Origin of the sequence: Zhenpiania hominis, from assembly GCF_014333425.1 — a bacterium.
GTDB lineage: Bacteria > Bacillota > Clostridia > Peptostreptococcales > Anaerovoracaceae > Hominibacterium > Hominibacterium hominis.
Genome location: NZ_JACRYT010000001.1, coordinates 281,640 through 296,930 on the forward strand (window position 1 = coordinate 281,640; position 15,291 = coordinate 296,930).

At 46.2% G+C, this 15,291-nt stretch carries 13 protein-coding genes; 9 read left to right on the forward strand and 4 right to left on the reverse strand.

Annotated features, from left to right (window positions below; genetic code table 11):
• Position 1: 1 nt before the first annotated feature.
• Positions 2 to 892, reverse strand: a complete 891-nt coding sequence (locus tag H9L42_RS01440) for a DMT family transporter (RefSeq protein ID WP_415929500.1) — start codon at positions 890 to 892, stop codon at positions 2 to 4.
• 436 nt (positions 893 to 1,328) lie between these two features.
• Between H9L42_RS01440 and H9L42_RS01445 the strand changes: the two genes are divergently transcribed.
• From H9L42_RS01445 to H9L42_RS01455, 3 genes are read left to right on the forward strand one after another with little or no spacing between them, the layout of a single operon-like run.
• On the forward strand, positions 1,329 to 1,688 hold the full coding sequence (locus tag H9L42_RS01445) for a DUF2089 domain-containing protein (RefSeq protein ID WP_187301667.1): 360 nt from the start codon (positions 1,329 to 1,331) through the stop codon (positions 1,686 to 1,688).
• A gap of 18 nt (positions 1,689 to 1,706) precedes the next feature.
• The gene (locus H9L42_RS01450; protein ID WP_187301668.1) at positions 1,707 to 2,093 is read left to right on the forward strand and encodes an SHOCT-like domain-containing protein; all 387 of its coding nucleotides are present in this window, start codon (positions 1,707 to 1,709) and stop codon (positions 2,091 to 2,093) included.
• 10 nt (positions 2,094 to 2,103) lie between these two features.
• Positions 2,104 to 2,367, forward strand: a complete 264-nt coding sequence (locus tag H9L42_RS01455; RefSeq protein ID WP_187301669.1) for a hypothetical protein — start codon at positions 2,104 to 2,106, stop codon at positions 2,365 to 2,367.
• Positions 2,368 to 2,416: 49 nt separating this feature from the next.
• Here H9L42_RS01455 and H9L42_RS01460 read toward each other — a convergent pair whose 3' ends face one another.
• Complete coding sequence (locus H9L42_RS01460; protein WP_187301670.1) at positions 2,417 to 2,800, reverse strand: transcriptional regulator GutM; 384 nt, start codon at positions 2,798 to 2,800, stop codon at positions 2,417 to 2,419.
• Positions 2,801 to 2,847: 47 nt separating this feature from the next.
• Positions 2,848 to 4,875: a sigma-54-dependent Fis family transcriptional regulator gene (locus H9L42_RS01465; RefSeq protein WP_187301671.1), complete on the reverse strand. Its 2,028-nt coding sequence runs from the start codon at positions 4,873 to 4,875 to the stop codon at positions 2,848 to 2,850.
• Positions 4,876 to 5,252: 377 nt separating this feature from the next.
• On the opposite strand from H9L42_RS01465, the gene H9L42_RS01470 reads away from it, so the two are divergent.
• The 6 genes from H9L42_RS01470 (at position 5,253) to H9L42_RS01495 (ending at position 14,067) form a co-directional block, all read left to right on the forward strand.
• Entirely contained in the window at positions 5,253 to 6,491 is a 1,239-nt protein-coding gene (locus H9L42_RS01470; protein ID WP_187301672.1) for a M24 family metallopeptidase, read from the forward strand.
• A gap of 41 nt (positions 6,492 to 6,532) precedes the next feature.
• Entirely contained in the window at positions 6,533 to 7,417 is an 885-nt protein-coding gene (locus tag H9L42_RS01475) for an NAD(P)-dependent oxidoreductase (RefSeq protein WP_187301673.1), read from the forward strand.
• A gap of 84 nt (positions 7,418 to 7,501) precedes the next feature.
• The gene (locus tag H9L42_RS01480; RefSeq protein WP_187301674.1) at positions 7,502 to 8,221 is read left to right on the forward strand and encodes a cupin domain-containing protein; all 720 of its coding nucleotides are present in this window, start codon (positions 7,502 to 7,504) and stop codon (positions 8,219 to 8,221) included.
• A gap of 167 nt (positions 8,222 to 8,388) precedes the next feature.
• A complete protein-coding gene (locus H9L42_RS01485; RefSeq protein WP_187301675.1) occupies positions 8,389 to 9,867 on the forward strand; it encodes a sodium:solute symporter family protein in 1,479 nt (492 codons plus the stop codon).
• 501 nt (positions 9,868 to 10,368) lie between these two features.
• On the forward strand, positions 10,369 to 12,174 hold the full coding sequence (locus tag H9L42_RS01490) for a sigma-54 interaction domain-containing protein (protein ID WP_187301676.1): 1,806 nt from the start codon (positions 10,369 to 10,371) through the stop codon (positions 12,172 to 12,174).
• A 90-nt stretch (positions 12,175 to 12,264) separates the two neighbouring features.
• The gene (locus tag H9L42_RS01495) at positions 12,265 to 14,067 is read left to right on the forward strand and encodes an ABC-F family ATP-binding cassette domain-containing protein (RefSeq protein WP_187301677.1); all 1,803 of its coding nucleotides are present in this window, start codon (positions 12,265 to 12,267) and stop codon (positions 14,065 to 14,067) included.
• Positions 14,068 to 14,099: 32 nt separating this feature from the next.
• Here the strand turns inward: H9L42_RS01495 and H9L42_RS01500 are convergent, their stop codons facing one another.
• Positions 14,100 to 15,233 carry a helix-turn-helix transcriptional regulator gene (locus H9L42_RS01500; RefSeq protein WP_187301678.1) on the reverse strand — a complete coding sequence of 378 codons (1,134 nt, stop codon included), beginning with the start codon at positions 15,231 to 15,233 and terminating at the stop codon, positions 14,100 to 14,102.
• Positions 15,234 to 15,291 lie beyond the last annotated feature (58 nt).

Consider the following 15,291-nt stretch of genomic DNA (forward strand, 5'->3'; position numbering starts at 1 on the left):
CCTATTTCCCGGCTTTGGAACTCCTGTCTTTTCGCGCGGTGTAGACGAACATCCAGACTGCCACGCCGGCAATGATGCAGTAGCCGATTATGCTCCAGAAATCGGGAATCTGGCTGAAGAAGATAAATCCGAGAGCCGCGGCAAAGACAATCTGCGTATAGTCATAGACCGAAACTTCCCGCGCGGGCGCGTGGGTATAAGCGGCTGTGATGGTGAACTGCCCGCCGGCCGCGGATAATCCGGCAAAAAGCAGCATAAGAATCTGCGTTCCGGTCATGGGATGATAGTCAAAGATCAGAAACGGCAGTGTGACAATGCACGAAAACGCGGAAAAAAACAACACAATAAAAGGCCCGCGCTCGCCTCTCTGTCCCAGGACGCGAACCAGAGTATAAGCAACTCCGGCAAACAGGCCGCCGGCAACGCCGATGAGGGAAGGCACGAGAACCCCTGCCATGGCAAAACCAGGCTTGACAACGAGCAGCGCGCCGCCGAAGGCGACTGCCACCGCTGTCCCCTGTATTGGAGTGATTTTCTCCTTTAAAATGAAATAGGAACTTAAAATCGCGAAGAAGGGGGAAAGCTTATTGAGGATCGAAGCGTCCGACAGGAGCAGATGATCCACAGAATAAAAATTACATAAAATCCCCAGCGTGCCGAATATGGATCTGCCGAAAAACGCCGGCAGATTTTTCTTTTGGAAAGAAAATCCCGCGCCGGAGCGCATTAATAGAAACAAAGCCATAAAAAAAGCGACAAAGTTCCGGAAAAAGCTTTTCTGAATCGCGGGCAGATCCCCCGCCATCTTTACAAACATGTTCATCAGCGCGAAGAAAAACGCGGAACAAACGATATAAAAGATTGCTTTTTGTTTTTCACTCATAGATGTCATAATCTCAAAACTCCTTCAAATCATTAGTATAGTCCTGTTTTCTCCTTTTTTCAAGGCGGATATAGGAAAAGAGAAGAAAAGTCAAATTCTGAAAAATAAAAACAGTGGATAACTTTTTTTGAGAACAAAGAAAGATGTTGAAATTTCAAAGAACACAAATTTGTATTTATCCACAGCAACCTTTGGATAAAATTGTATACGATTTAGAAAAAATTGTGGAAAATCAGGTGAACCCCTATAATTCCATGTTCCCGGCTGTTGAAAAGTTCAGTGTGTTTTTCTTTTTCTTGCCATGGGAAGTAGAGATGACAAAAATGTGGAATGATTTTAATGTATAAATTAATATTTTTGAGAATATGATTAAAAATATTAATTTAATTATTGACATTTTTAAAAGACAGGTTTATATTTATAATTACAGAAGGGAGGGGAAAGGATGAAAAAGATCATCAGCCGTTGTCCGGTCTGTGGAGGGGAGCTGGTTGTGACCAGACTGAAATGCAATTCCTGTGAAACCGTCATTGAAAATAATTTTCGGCTCAGCAGATTCGACTATCTGTCGGATGAGGAATTATATTTTACAGAGACCTTTATCCGCTGCAGGGGAAATATTAAAGAAGTGGAAAAAGAGCTAAAGATTTCCTACCCCACAGTCCGCGCGAAGCTGGACGGCGTGATTAAAAAAATGGGTTACGAGACACAGCCTGACGGGGAGGCTGAAAGGAGAGAGGAGATTTTAAAAGCGCTGGAAAAGGGAGAGCTTACAGTCGAAGAAGCAATCGAAAAATTGAAATGATTCAAAAGGAGTGGTTTTATGGATGAAAAAATGAGAATTCTAAAAATGGTGGAAGAAGGAAAAATCACAGCGGAAGAAGCCATGGATCTGATGAGCGCTCTGGGCGCGGAACCGGATTCCCGCATATCCATGCCGGCGCAAAACAGCTATGATAAAAAAATGTTCCGGATTATAGTGGACAGCACAGCGGGAGACAAGGTGAACGTACAGTTTCCGGTCGGAGGGATTAAAAAGATCCTGAAGGCGACGGGAAAGCTGCCTATTCCGGAAGAGAATTTGAAGGGGGTTGACCTCTCAGCTATGATGGACGCCATTTCGGAGTGTCTGGACGAGGAAATACAGGGGGACTTTGTGAATGTAACGGCCGCGGACGGCACGAAAGTGCGAGTCTTTGTGGATAACTAGGCATGGAAATATGAAAATAAAAGTAAGATCGGAGCGCACCCGCTTTTCGATTGCGGTTCCCACAAGTATGGCGGCCTGGGCAGTAAAACGGATTCCCGATTCGGTCTTTGAACGCGCGAGGAAAAAGGCAGGGGAACCTTTCGCCAGGCACATGACGAAAGAGAATCTGCGGCTGATTCTGGCGGAATGCGGCGATGTGCTGAAAGAAAATAAAGGGCTGGAAGTCGTTCATGTGGAAGCGGCAGACGGCACGTTTGTTTCGATTATTTTATAACAGGAAAAGGAGACTTCAAAACAGGAACTGAAAGATTTGCAGCGCTTTTTCAGTTCCTGTTTTTCGCGTCCTGAATTAAATTTCGTAAAGCCTTTTCCATAACCGGTTCAAGCCCCATAGAGGATGGATCCAACCGAAAAATATTTTTTCCTTTTAACGCGTCAAAGGTACCGATTTTTGCCGGCTTAAAAATAACGGCAGTGTAGAGTACACGTGCCTCCACAATCTCTCCGTCGTTGGAAGCCGCCGCAAAAATAATCCTTCTTGTCCGCATGAATCCCGCGTTTTTTCCACGGTAGAGACGATCTGCGAGAGGCCCGAGCTCGTGCAGGATTCGGTTTGTTTTTATCGTCTGCATATAAGAAAAATAGCCGCCGATAATCCATAAAACTCCCACGATAATTAATAAATTCGATAGTGTTGTAGTGCTCATGATATAGTATTGTCCTTTCTTCTGATATAAATAAAACACAGTGAGGGTTACAGCAAACGAAATTCGTCTATATTGATATTATATTTTTTAATGCGACGGTATAAAGTACGCCTTGGAATGCCAAGGCGTTCGGAGGCTTTGGAAACATTTCCATGCTCATCGGCAAGTACGGAAATCAGGCGTTTGTAACTCTGGCTTTCTGTCACATCCCCGGTCAGCTTCGGCATGGTTTCCTCGGAAAGGGAATCCTGGCTTTCCGTGGGTGTATTCGAAAGATATGTAATGGCAGGGGGAAGATCTTCTTTCGTTATGATATGTCCGGAAGCTAAATTCACAGCTCGCTCAATCACATTTTCTAATTCCCGGATGTTTCCGGGCCAGTTATAGTCGTAAAGCAGTTGCTCCGCGTCCGAAGTAATTCCGTCAATTCTTTTTTCAAGCATGCGGCTGATGGAGCTGATAAAATGGTTTGTCAGTAAAAGGATATCCGATTTCCGATCACGCAGGGGAGGCACCTCAATCGAGAGAACATTGATTCGGTAATAGAGGTCGCTGCGGAATTCTTTTTTCTGGACGGATTGAAGCAGATCGACATTTGTAGCAGCCATGATTCGGACATCGATTTTCTTTTTCTGTTTTCCGCCAATCCGTACAATTTCTTTTGTCTGTAGGACTCTTAACAGCGATGTCTGAAGCTCCAGCGGCATGTCCCCAATTTCATCGAGGAAAATTGTTCCTCCCTGGGCGAGTTCAAATTTACCCGGATATCCTTCCTTGTTCGCGCCGGTAAAAGCTCCGGGTTCGTATCCGAATAATTCACTCTCAATTAATCCTTTTGGAAGAGAGCCGCAGTTGATCGCGATAAAAGGTCCGTGCGCACGAGCGCTGGCATTATGGATGGATTGTGCCATAAGTTCTTTGCCTGTCCCGCTTTCGCCAAGGATTAAGACATTGGAATTACTTTTGGCGGCAGCCTCCGCGATTTTTTTGGCTTCAATAATGGATGGAGCTTTGCCGAGGATGGAGTCAAATGTATAAGTGGCTGTAAACCCGCTTAAACGGTTTACTAGTTTATGAATTTTTTTGGCTTCATTGATTACCAGAACGGTTCCTAATTGAGTTCCCTGTTCGCTTTTGATAATGGAAGAGGAAAGGGATAAAGGGATTCGTTCGTTTTTGTAAGTCGTAAAAGAAACCTCCCGGTTCTGAATATCATGAGTGATATTCAAAGGGTTCAAAGAAGAATCCTCTAAGTCAATAATGCTGCTAAGAGGCTTATCTTTTAGGCTGTCAAAGGACAAATGCAAAATCTGACAAGCCAGTTGGTTATACTGGGAAATGATGCCTTGGGTGTTAAACATGATAATTCCGCTGTCAATTGCCTGAAGGGTGGATGCCATCTGTTTGTTTACCATGGAAAGCCGATTATATGCTTCAAGCATTTTTAATTCTTTTTCAATTCCATCCGTCGAAGCGCTTACCATCGCCAGAGTGTGATTATGCGGAAGTTCAATCGGACCGATCACATCCAGGCAGCCGATGATCTGCTGCTGAGGATTTCGTATGGGCGCGGCGGAACAAACATATTCATGATGCGGCTTGATATAGTGTTCCGAAGCCCATATCTGAATCGGCCTTCCGACGAAAAGGCATGTGCCAATTCCGTTTGTACCGGCGTACTGCTCACTCCGGCAGCAGCCAATAGTGAGCCCGCTTTTCTTTGTGCGCGCTTGGATCATATTGTCATCGCCGATAATATCAAGAACATAGCCTTCCGCGTCAGTCAGGGCAAGGACGAAGTTCGTTCCTTTTACAAAAGAATACAGATGCTGAATATAGGAATGGGCGACCTGAATCAGCCTTTTGTTTGCGTTGAGCTTTTGTTTAAGCTCCTCTTCAGACAAACGTTTGTCCTTTACCTCGAAAGGCGGAATTCCATGCATTTTAGAGCGTTTCCATGAGTCGTAGACAAAACTGCGGATTTCTGGATCCGCGTCAGGCATTGGTTGACCCTTTACAATATATTTATCCCATTTTTCCTTTAACAAATGATTATATTCTCTTGTAAATTCCATTCCCCCCGGAAACCTCCTTTGCCTTACTTACAAAATATACAATAACAGATCCCCAGCTACATAACAATTAAAATGGCACGGAATGGCACGAAGTGACACAATAAGCTGGGAAGTGGAACAAAATGGCACACTTTTACAGCAGAAAAAGAAATGTCTATCAGAGCTTTAAAATAAAAAAAGAACGCTAGAAAAATAGTAAATAACGGGGAGAAAACGTTGTTTGAAAAAATTGCGGAAGTTTTCTAAATAATATGGCATGGCCTTTGCGTTATACCTTTAACAGAATTAGCAATGTGTCTCAACTGGCACAATCAATTCTGATTCATAAATATAGCTGAAATTACGTCAGAATGGCAAAAGAAAAGGAGTGATGAAGAATGCCACATGGAGGATATCAGGGAATCGATTGGGAATCGAATATCGATTACGGACGAATGAAACGGGAGCGGCTGGCGAGAGCGAAGGCCAGCATGAAGGAAAAAGGGCTGTCAGCTCTGATCTGTTATGACTTTGACAATATCCGCTATATCACAGGCACCCATATCGGGGAGTGGAACCGGGACAAGATGAACCGCTACTGCATTCTCATTGACGGAGTGGATCAGCCCTTCCTCTTTGATGGAGCGGCGCCGTCCAAACGGCTGCGGGTAGACTGGCTGGACAAGGACCACATCATGCCGGCGGTTGGCTCCATGCGGGGAGCGATTCCCAAGGAAGCGGGAATGGTGGATATCGTCATCAAAGACGTTGTGAAGTATCTGCGGGAATACGGAGCGGATAAAGGAAAAGTGGGAATGGACATCACGGATATTCCGCTGATCCGGGGATTTGAGGCAGAAGGCATCGAAATCGTAGACGGCCAGGAAGCCATGGTGGACGCCAGAATCATCAAGACCGAAGATGAAATTCAGCTGCTGAAGCAGAGCGCGGCCATGGTAGACGCGGTGTATTACGACATTGCCAAGGCCATCCGTCCGGGGGTACTGGAAAACGAGCTGGTAGCCCTCGCCAACTACAAGCTGTTTAACTGGGGAGCGGAGCGCGTGATGTTCGTCAACAGTATTTCGGGAGAGAGAGGAAATCCTCATTCCCATACCTTCTCGAACCGTATGGTAAGGCCGGGAGAAATCATTTACATGGACATCGGAAACTGCGTGAACGGATACATGACCTGTTACTATCGTTCCTTCGTATGCGGCGTGCCGAACGCGGCGCAGAGGAAAGCTTATGAAAAGGCGCACAAGTGGATTTACGACGCCATCGGACAGATCAAAGAAGGAAACACCTCGGCAGATGTAGCGAAGATGTTCCCGACCGCGCAGGAGCTGGGCTTCAACAACGAAGAGGAAGCATTCATGCTGCAGTTTGCCCACGGAATCGGACTGGGACTGTGGGAAAAGCCGGTGATTTCCAGACTGTTCTCGCTGGAGCATCCTTTCGAGCTGAAGGAAGGAATGACCTTTGCCATTGAGACCTGGTGTCCGTCGGAAGATGGTACCGGTTCTGCGAGAATCGAGGAAGAGATTGTAGTAAGAAAAGACGGTCCGGAGGTAATCACCAAATTCCCTGTGGATGAATTTACTTCCTGCGGGCTTCCGGGATGTCAGTTCCTGTAAACACAAGATTCGTTAATATTAAAATTTAGGAGGAATAGAGAATGTTAAAAGTAGGTTGGATTGGACTGGGTAATATGGGAAACCCGATGAGTCAGAATCTGGTAAAAGGTGGTTATGATGTAGTTGTTTGGAACAGAACAAAGTCTAAGGCTGATGAAGTAATCGCGGCAGGCGCGACCTGGGCAGACTCCCCAAAAGCGGTCGCAGAACAGGCTGACGTTGTGTTTACTATGGTTTCCGATGGCCCAACTCTTCACGCGGTTGCCTTTGGTGATACCGGTTATGTAGCAGGTCTGAGCGCGGGCAAAATCGCAGTTGACATGAGTACGGTTTCCGTTGAGGAATCCGCCAAAGTAAACGAAGCGGTAGAAGCCGCAGGCTGCAAACTGCTGAGAGCGCCGGTTACCGGAAGTACTGTATTGGCACAGGCAGCGACTTTGGGAATTCTGGCTTCCGGCGATAAAGAAACCTATGAAAAAGTTCTGCCGATGTTTGAAAAACTGGGTGCGAATCAGTTCTATCTGGGCGGAGCAGACGAAGCGAGAGTTCTGAAACTGGCTATCAACACGATGATCGCGACAACCATGCAGATGGAAGCGGAAGCGGTTGTACTGTGCGAAAAAGCGGGTCTTGATGTAGGACAGGTTACCGAAGTAATCGCGGGTTCCGCAGTTGGATCCGGCATCTGCAAATACAAGGCCGCGACCATTACAGAAGGCGAATATCCGGCAGCGTTTAGTGTAAGGCTGATGATGAAGGATCTGGATCTGGCTCTGGCCGTTGCGAAACAGTATGGCGTTCCAATGCTGTCCACTTCTCTGACAAGACAGCAGCTGGCATCCGCGTCCGCGACAGGCAGAGGCGAAAAGGATTTCGCGGTACTGACCCAGCTTTTGGAAGAAGCTTCCGGCTACAAGAGAGCGTAATTCGGCGGCTTGGAAGACAAATTGAGTTTCGGTTATTAATTAATATCTTCATAAACAGAAGGAAGCAAAAACAGGAGGTACAAAATGAGTTTTAAGGCTTATGTAAAGAATTTTTATGAAATGCAGGATATGGCTCCGGTACAGCACGTTCTGGCTCATTCCAGACCCTTTGCCAACGCGGCGTCCATGGGATACGATCCGGCAGGCCCGGACTGGACCTATCAGTATTTCTCCACATGTGAAATTGATTATGGTGGAGCGGCTCTGATCGCCAACCACGGCCCGGCTGACCATGTATTCTACATTCTGGAAGGCGAAGGCTATTCCATGATTAACGGCAAGCGTTATGCTTACAAAGCCGGCGACATTATGTGGACTCCGGGAAACGCGGATCATGAAATGTATCCGGATGGAACCGCAAACCTGAAGTTCCTGGTAACTCTGTGTCCGCGGGGCTTCAAACCTTCCGAACCGTACATCAAGAATATCAACGACGCGAAGGTTACCGAAGGCGACGGCGTGACATTCTTCACTCTGGCAGACGAAGAAATCACCGGTTCCGCCACACAGGAATTCCACATTGTTGACGTATATCCGGGCGCTAAGCTGACTCTGGACACTCCGAAGTCAGATGTAATCGCTTATATGTACAACGGACAGTGCGTTGCCACCGTTGACGGCGAAAAGCTGGAGATGAACCGTCAGGAAGACGCGGTTGTTATTCCGATGGGAGCAAAGTGGGAAATTGAAAATGTGAGCAAACAGTGCGTGCGTTTCGCGTTATCCCTGAGCCCTTGCCGCTAAAAAACGGTACAGGATCTCGCTTTTGCGCTACTTTTACCTTATTAGAGCTATGAGCGCGGGTGTACGGAGGTCCGGTATTTCGCCGGGTCTCCTGCGTCCGCGCGAAGGATTTATCAAATAAACATAATATGGAATGGTAGAAAACTTATTTGGAGGATTTATTCATAATGAATTATGGAGTAGTGATTTCAGTTGTAATCTATGAATTAGTCGTAATTCTGGGTTGCGCTGTATGGTTAAAAATAAAGGAAAAGAAACAGGCCGCGGCTCCGACGGATGAAGATTTCGCGTTAGGCGGAAGAAATATGGGAGTAATCGTGCTTGCTCCTACGATCGCTTTGACCGTACTTGGTTCGGCGCATATTACCGGCGTATTTGAAATGTCTTACAATATGGGCGCCATTGCCATCTGGTTCAGCCTGGCCCATGTAATTATGATTGTAGTAGCCTGCTTTGGTACAGGTCTCTGGGTAAGAAGACTGGGTGTTGTTACGGTACCGCAGATTATCAAAGATATGTATGGCCCGGGCGTTGCCATCGCCATCAGCTGCGTTATGGCCGGCCAGGTATGGGGCGTTCTGACTCTGGAATGCCAGGGCCTTGGTATTGTAGTTTCCTCCCTGACCGGATGGAACATCACACAGGCGGTTATCGTCGGCGGCATTCTGGGTATCCTGTACGTTGTATTTGCCGGAATGAAGCAGGTTGGCGCGGTTAATGTAATCAACGCGACTATCATGTACATCGGACTGATTATCGCAACTATCTACGTCGCGGGTAAACTGCCGGGCGGAAATTTCGACTTTATTGAAGAAGCGATTCCGAATTCGGAAGGCGGAGCGGAATTCATGCTCAGTATCTTCGGAAACGCGGATCTGATGATCACCTTTGCCGTTGGAAATATCATCGCCGTTACCTTCTGCCAGTCGATTTCACAGATGCTGATGCAGACCATGATGTCCGCGAAAGATGAAAAAACCATCAAAAAGTCTGTATGGCTGGCGGCGCCGCTTAATGGTATGTTCGGTGTATTCGCGGTAATCCTCGGGCTGGCGGCCAGAGCGCTTCCGGAATACTCGCAGTACGGCGCGAAGCTGGCTGCAACCAATATGTTGGTTGATATGCTGCCGATGTGGATCGCGGCACTACTGCTGGCGGCACTGCTGGCCGCGATTCTTTCCACCTTCGCTATGACAGCTCTGACATCCGCTACAATCTGGGTTCATGATATTTACAAAGGATATATCAATCCGGACGCGGATGAGAAGAAACTGGCCAATATGACAAGAATTTTAATTATTGTTCTGGCTGCTGCCGCTCTGGCGGTATCTGTCGCGCTTCCGGAAATCCTGAACGCCATCAACTGGGTATTCGCCTGGATTGTACCGGTCTTCTGGATCGTTGTATTCGGACTGTTCTGGAAGAGAAATAGCAAAGTCGCGGGAACCGCGCTGGCCGTATCCTGGATCTTCAATGTAATCTGGTCCCTGACACCGCTTCCTGCCAGCATCGGAGGATTTATCGGCGGACTTACCAATCCGTATGTTACTCTGATCCTGTCTCTGGTAATTCTGATTATCGGAAATCTGGCGTGCAAGGGTGAACCGGGATACTTTAAAGCTCAGGGAATCAAGCCACAACAGTAGAGGAGGAAATAAGAATGTTTGTACAGTTATTTATTTCTACATTAGTCGCGATTGTAGTCTGCTGCGTGGTCGGACAGATTGTATCCAGCGCAGTAAATAAAGCCACGAAAGATAAATAGCCAAAGGAGGAATGGAATTATGGATGGAGTAGCTCAGGTCTATATGCTTGGATGCATGGGTATCATGGTCTTCTTTGGAATTAGCGCGTTTGTCGGATTCCAGAAGGAAAAGGCAAGAAAGCAGAATAAAGGTGAATAAAAACAGGTTGCCTTTTAATAATGAAATCCGCAGGTTAGTGGAATCTGCGGATTTTGTTGTTTAACAGGAATGATTATGAAGAAAAAACAGTAACAATTGATAACTGGCGGACGATGCGATACTATACTATAAAGTGATAAAGGGGAATATTCATAGCGCAAGGGAGCCTTTGACAGCGACGAAATTGGAGTACTCCAGGAAAAGAGAGCTGCTTAAGAAAGATTCAGGAAAGGAGGAACATTTATGACTGATGAATTTGCAAAGACAGTCAACCGGATTATAAGTGATATGTACCAGGCAATTTCCAACGTGAATACGACAGTCTTACTGATTGACAGCAGCGGAACGATTAACTGTATATGGAGAAATCTTTCTTCCCTGGAACAGTACATGCTTAATGCCGCGGTGGGAGAGGAGATTTTTAAATGTGAACCGTCGAGCCGGATTTTAATGCGAGCCATAACGAGTGAATGTTTTGTGGAAGACATTGTAAAAATTAATTCGGGAGAGAGCATGGCCATACTTGGAATTTCCATACATGTAGAGGATACGGAGGAATTAGGAGGATTGGGAGTATTCATGCCTTTTGAAAGGGAAAATATTGACTCCGCGCGCGGGCTTATTAAAATTACAGCCGCTACTTTGGAAGGACAATGGAGAGCCATATACCACAAACGGAATTATGAACAGTTATATCGAAATTTTTCAGGGGTCATGGGAACTCTGTCCGCGGGAATTGTTGTGACGGACAAAAATCTTGCCGTAGCCCATATTAATGACGCTGCTGTAAAATTGTTGAGACTTGAACACAGAGAACTGATTGGAGAAAATATAGATTTGTGTCTTCATTCAGGCGGGATGTTCTTGCATATTTTGCAAAACCTGCAGGATAATGTGGGTACAAAACGAAATATCCAACTTGAAGGTACGGATATAGAGTGTGAAATTTATCCAATATATAAGGGCGCCGCTGAAGAAGACTGCGAAGGACTGATTATTAAATTAAATCCTCCAAGGCATCTGAAATTAGATAAGAGATCAAAGAGGCATATGGGAGTCCATTTTCACTTTGGAGACATACATGGCAAATCAAAAGGCATACAGGAAGCGATCCGGCTTGGAAAAATCGCCTCAGAAAGTTTATCTAATGTATTGATTCTGGGAGAAAGCGGAACCGGAAAAGAGCTTTTTGCCCAGGCAATTCATAATTACAGTGTTCGTCGGGAAGGCCCCTTCGTAACAGTAAACTGCGGAGCTTTAAGAGAGGAATTGGTAGAATATGAATTATTAGGATGCGAAGAGAGGATGCCTGGTGGCGCGGATATAATGGGTAAGCAGGGGAAATTTGAACAAGCTAACGGCGGAACTTTATTTCTGGATGAAATCGGTGATATGTCAGCTGACAGTCAGGCAATCCTGCTGCGCGTTTTGCAGAACCAGGAAATTGTGAGAACCGGAGGCAGCAAAAAAATTAAGGTAAATGTCCGGATTATAGCAGCTACAAACCGGAATATGGATCAGTTGGTACAGGAGCATAAATTTCGCGGGGATCTGTATTACCGTCTAAACGTTTTCACATTAAATCTTCCGAGCCTCGCGGATCGAAAAGAGGATATTCTGTTGCTTTCTGATTATTTTATAAAAAACTACAGTGAAACTCTGGGAAAACCAGCAAAACGCCTTTCTTCTGATGTGGCAAAGCTTTTATTCGATTATGACTGGCCTGGAAATATTCGCGAGTTAAAAAATGTGATCCAAAGGGCCGTTAATATTTCCAGGGAAAATGTGATTTTACCGGAGGATCTCCCGTTAAATTTACAAAGCTTCAAAGCGGGAAAAAGTCAGGCGGGAATGTCAAAAACAAAGGTTATTCCGAAGATTTCTTCTTTAAATAAGGTGCAGCAGCTTGAAAAAAACGCGATTGTTGAAGCGCTGAACAAATGCAATGGAAATATCAGCAAGACAGCGGAATTCCTAGGCTTGAACAGACGGACTTTATATCGCAGAATGGACAATTATGGAATAGACGCGAAACAATATAAAACATAATGAAATACTCTTTGCCGCAGCCCGGATTGCTTTCTATATGCCGGTGTTTTATAATAAAAGGCAAGATGTAAGGAGGGGCAGGCAGAGAAAATGGTTTTGCTGACATGCGAGAATATCAGAAAAAGTTACACGGAAAAGCCGTTGATTACGGATGTTTCCATAAGCATCCACGATACGGATAAAATCGGATTTGTCGGGGTGAACGGTACGGGAAAATCTACACTTTTAAAGATTGTGGCAGGAGAGATGGAAGCGGAAGGCGGCAGTATTACCACTTCCAACGAACTGATCCGCGCGTATCTTCCTCAAAATCCGCCCTGGGACGAAAACCTGACGGTATTGCAGCAGGCTATGTCGGATATTCAAAAAGCCGGAGGAACCGTGGAGGAATATCAGTGCAGGGCAATGCTCAGCAAACTGGGGATGAATGATTACGATATGCCGATGTCGGCGCTCTCCGGCGGACAGAGAAAACGAGTCGCCATGGCCGCGGCACTGGCCCGGAAAAGCAATCTGCTGATTCTGGACGAGCCGACAAACCATATGGATAACGATGTGATTGAATGGCTGGAGGGCTATCTGAAAGCCTATAAAGGCGCGATTTTCATGATCACCCACGATCGTTATTTCCTGGATCGGGTGACCAATCAGATTGTAGAGCTGGATCGGGGCAGGCTGATTCGTTATGAGGGAAATTATGATGCGTATCTGGAGGCGAAGGCCTCCCGGGAGGAGATGGCTCTGGCTGCGGAGAGAAAGCGGCTGGCGGTCTATAAAAAAGAGCTGGCATGGATTCGGCGTGGCGCTCAGGCGCGGACGACCAAAGCGAAGGGACGGATTCAGCGTTTTGAAGAGTTAAAGGCAAATAAGCTGGAGACAGATGATTCTTCTCTGGAACTGGATGCGGTCAGCAGCCGCTTGGGGAAAAAGATCATTGAGCTTTCGGGAATCTGCAAGAGCTACGGAGAACAAACGCTGATTCGGGACTTTTCCTATACAGTGCTGCGGAGGGATCGCATTGGTATTATCGGACCCAACGGGTGTGGAAAATCAACGCTGCTGAAGATTCTCATGGGGCAGATACAGCCGGACAGCGGAACCGTGGAAATCGGGCAGACCGTAAAAATCGGTTATTTTTCCCAGGAAAACGAAGCGCTGGACCCGGAAAAACGGGTCATCAAATATATCGGGGAAATCAGCAACAGTATTCGGACAAAAGAAGGGACCTTTTCCGCCTCCCAGATGCTGGAGCGCTTTCTGTTTCCGCCCCATATGCACAGCGTTCAGATTGGCCGCCTGTCCGGTGGTGAAAAGCGGCGTCTCTATCTTCTGAGCATTCTGATGCAGGCGCCGAATGTGCTGGTTTTCGATGAGCCTACCAATGATCTGGATATTGATACCCTTACGGTTCTGGAAGATTATCTGGATGAATTCCCCGGCGCGGTGATCCTTGTTTCCCATGACCGTTATTTCCTGGACCGGCTGGCGATTCGGACCTTTGTATTCGAAGGCCAGGGACATATCGGACATTATACCGGCGGATATTCGGACTGGCTGGCACATAAAAAGCAGAGACAGGAGGCGGAGACAGAGGGCCATGAGCCGAAAAAACAGGTCAGAGAGCGCCCGCGCCCCAAAAAGAAAAAACTGAAGTTTTCCTATAAGGAAGCGCGGGAATATGAAACCATTGAAGAGGATATCACTGTACTGGAAGAACGAGTGTCGGCCCTTGAAGAGGAGATGAACCGCAACGCCAGGGATTTTGCCAGGCTTTCTGAGCTGGCGGCGGAAAAGGATGCGCTGGAGGTCGAGCTGATGGAAAAGATGGAACGGTGGGAATATCTTTCCGAGCTGGCGCAGCGTATTGAGAAGGGGGAAGAGGTGGAGCAATAGGAAAACCTCGTGCGATTTTGGAGAAAAATCCATTAAAGAATCTGCAGCTTCCGAAACAGCTGCTTCTGGTTGCTGATCCCCATCTTCTGATAAACGGTGTAAATGTGGCGTTTTACAGTGGCTTCGCTGATGTAGAGCTCCTTTGCGATTTCTGAATTTGTGAGACTCCTTTTGAGAGACAGAAAAATAATTTCGAATTCCCGGTTTGACAGGCTGAATTCCTCCTTCAAAGCGGTCAGGCGTTTTGTGAACACATCAGAAATATAGTAAACCGCCGCGGTTATTTTCGTATGAGTGCTGTCGTTATAGGCAAGCTGTACCATGTAGGTGTCATCTTCGATGTGAATCGGAATCGGTCCCAGAGTGCAAAGAGAGGTGTCCTGCAACAGTTTTTTCACACAGGAAGTGATCTTGCGAGTGAAAATGCTGTCTTTGATGGAAGGGTGATATGCTTTTGCGAAAGCGGAGAAGGACGCGTTATTGCTGAGCATATTAGCGGAAGCGTCATAGGAGCATAATCCCAGGGTTTCAATGTTATCCAGCATCCAGGATTCCTCCTGCCCGCTTTCGCTCGACGTTTTTTCGGGGACTGTTAATGCGGCCTGTTTGCTGTCCGGGCAGAACTCCTCTTTCATTCGATCCGACAAATAAGGCTGAAGACATTTCACAATCTCCAGATCCTTTTCTCTGAATTCCACCTTTTCATTTGTACGGAACAGCCCCAGAATCGCAATTGTATCGCAATCCTCCGGAAGCGGAATGTTGGCGTCGATGGAAATTTCGAGACTGGCGCCGGAAGCGAATTCCTGAAAATATTTTGTTTCTCTGCGCTCCCGCATGGAAAACAGATCGGAGTTGCGGAAGGCAATACACTGCCTTTGGGATAAAATCGGCAGTACGTCATCATTGTGCATATATGTTGTGACATAATTGTTAATTTCTTCCGTGGACCAGTTTACCGGACGGAAAGATTCCATCTCATATTTCTTTGTATCGTTGTTGTATCGAAAAAACATAAAATCACTTTTGTCAAAATAGATTAGTGATTTGAGCTTTGCCATAAACACTTCGGTAAACTCTGATAACGTAAGCGCGGGGTCATAAATGCATTTGATAATATCACTGAGAATCCTTACTTCTTCAATTGTAAAGCTTGTATTACCCATGATAAACAGACTCCTTCAAAACAAATAAATCCCTGATTTTATTATACGAAATTACAAT

Excerpts from the sequence above, each read along its gene's own strand:
- H9L42_RS01440 (WP_415929500.1), bottom strand. The coding sequence starts at position 892 with ATGACATCTATGAGTGAAAAACAAAAAGCAATCTTTTATATCGTTTGT.
- H9L42_RS01465 (WP_187301671.1), bottom strand. The coding sequence starts at position 4,875 with ATGGAATTTACAAGAGAATATAATCATTTGTTAAAGGAAAAATGGGAT.
- H9L42_RS01495 (WP_187301677.1), top strand. The coding sequence starts at position 12,265 with ATGGTTTTGCTGACATGCGAGAATATCAGAAAAAGTTACACGGAAAAG.
- H9L42_RS01460 (WP_187301670.1), bottom strand. The coding sequence starts at position 2,800 with ATGAGCACTACAACACTATCGAATTTATTAATTATCGTGGGAGTTTTA.
- H9L42_RS01470 (WP_187301672.1), top strand. The coding sequence starts at position 5,253 with ATGCCACATGGAGGATATCAGGGAATCGATTGGGAATCGAATATCGAT.
- H9L42_RS01500 (WP_187301678.1), bottom strand. The coding sequence starts at position 15,233 with ATGGGTAATACAAGCTTTACAATTGAAGAAGTAAGGATTCTCAGTGAT.
- H9L42_RS01480 (WP_187301674.1), top strand. The coding sequence starts at position 7,502 with ATGAGTTTTAAGGCTTATGTAAAGAATTTTTATGAAATGCAGGATATG.
- H9L42_RS01445 (WP_187301667.1), top strand. The coding sequence starts at position 1,329 with ATGAAAAAGATCATCAGCCGTTGTCCGGTCTGTGGAGGGGAGCTGGTT.
- H9L42_RS01490 (WP_187301676.1), top strand. The coding sequence starts at position 10,369 with ATGACTGATGAATTTGCAAAGACAGTCAACCGGATTATAAGTGATATG.
- H9L42_RS01455 (WP_187301669.1), top strand. The coding sequence starts at position 2,104 with ATGAAAATAAAAGTAAGATCGGAGCGCACCCGCTTTTCGATTGCGGTT.
- H9L42_RS01475 (WP_187301673.1), top strand. The coding sequence starts at position 6,533 with ATGTTAAAAGTAGGTTGGATTGGACTGGGTAATATGGGAAACCCGATG.
- H9L42_RS01485 (WP_187301675.1), top strand. The coding sequence starts at position 8,389 with ATGAATTATGGAGTAGTGATTTCAGTTGTAATCTATGAATTAGTCGTA.
- H9L42_RS01450 (WP_187301668.1), top strand. The coding sequence starts at position 1,707 with ATGGATGAAAAAATGAGAATTCTAAAAATGGTGGAAGAAGGAAAAATC.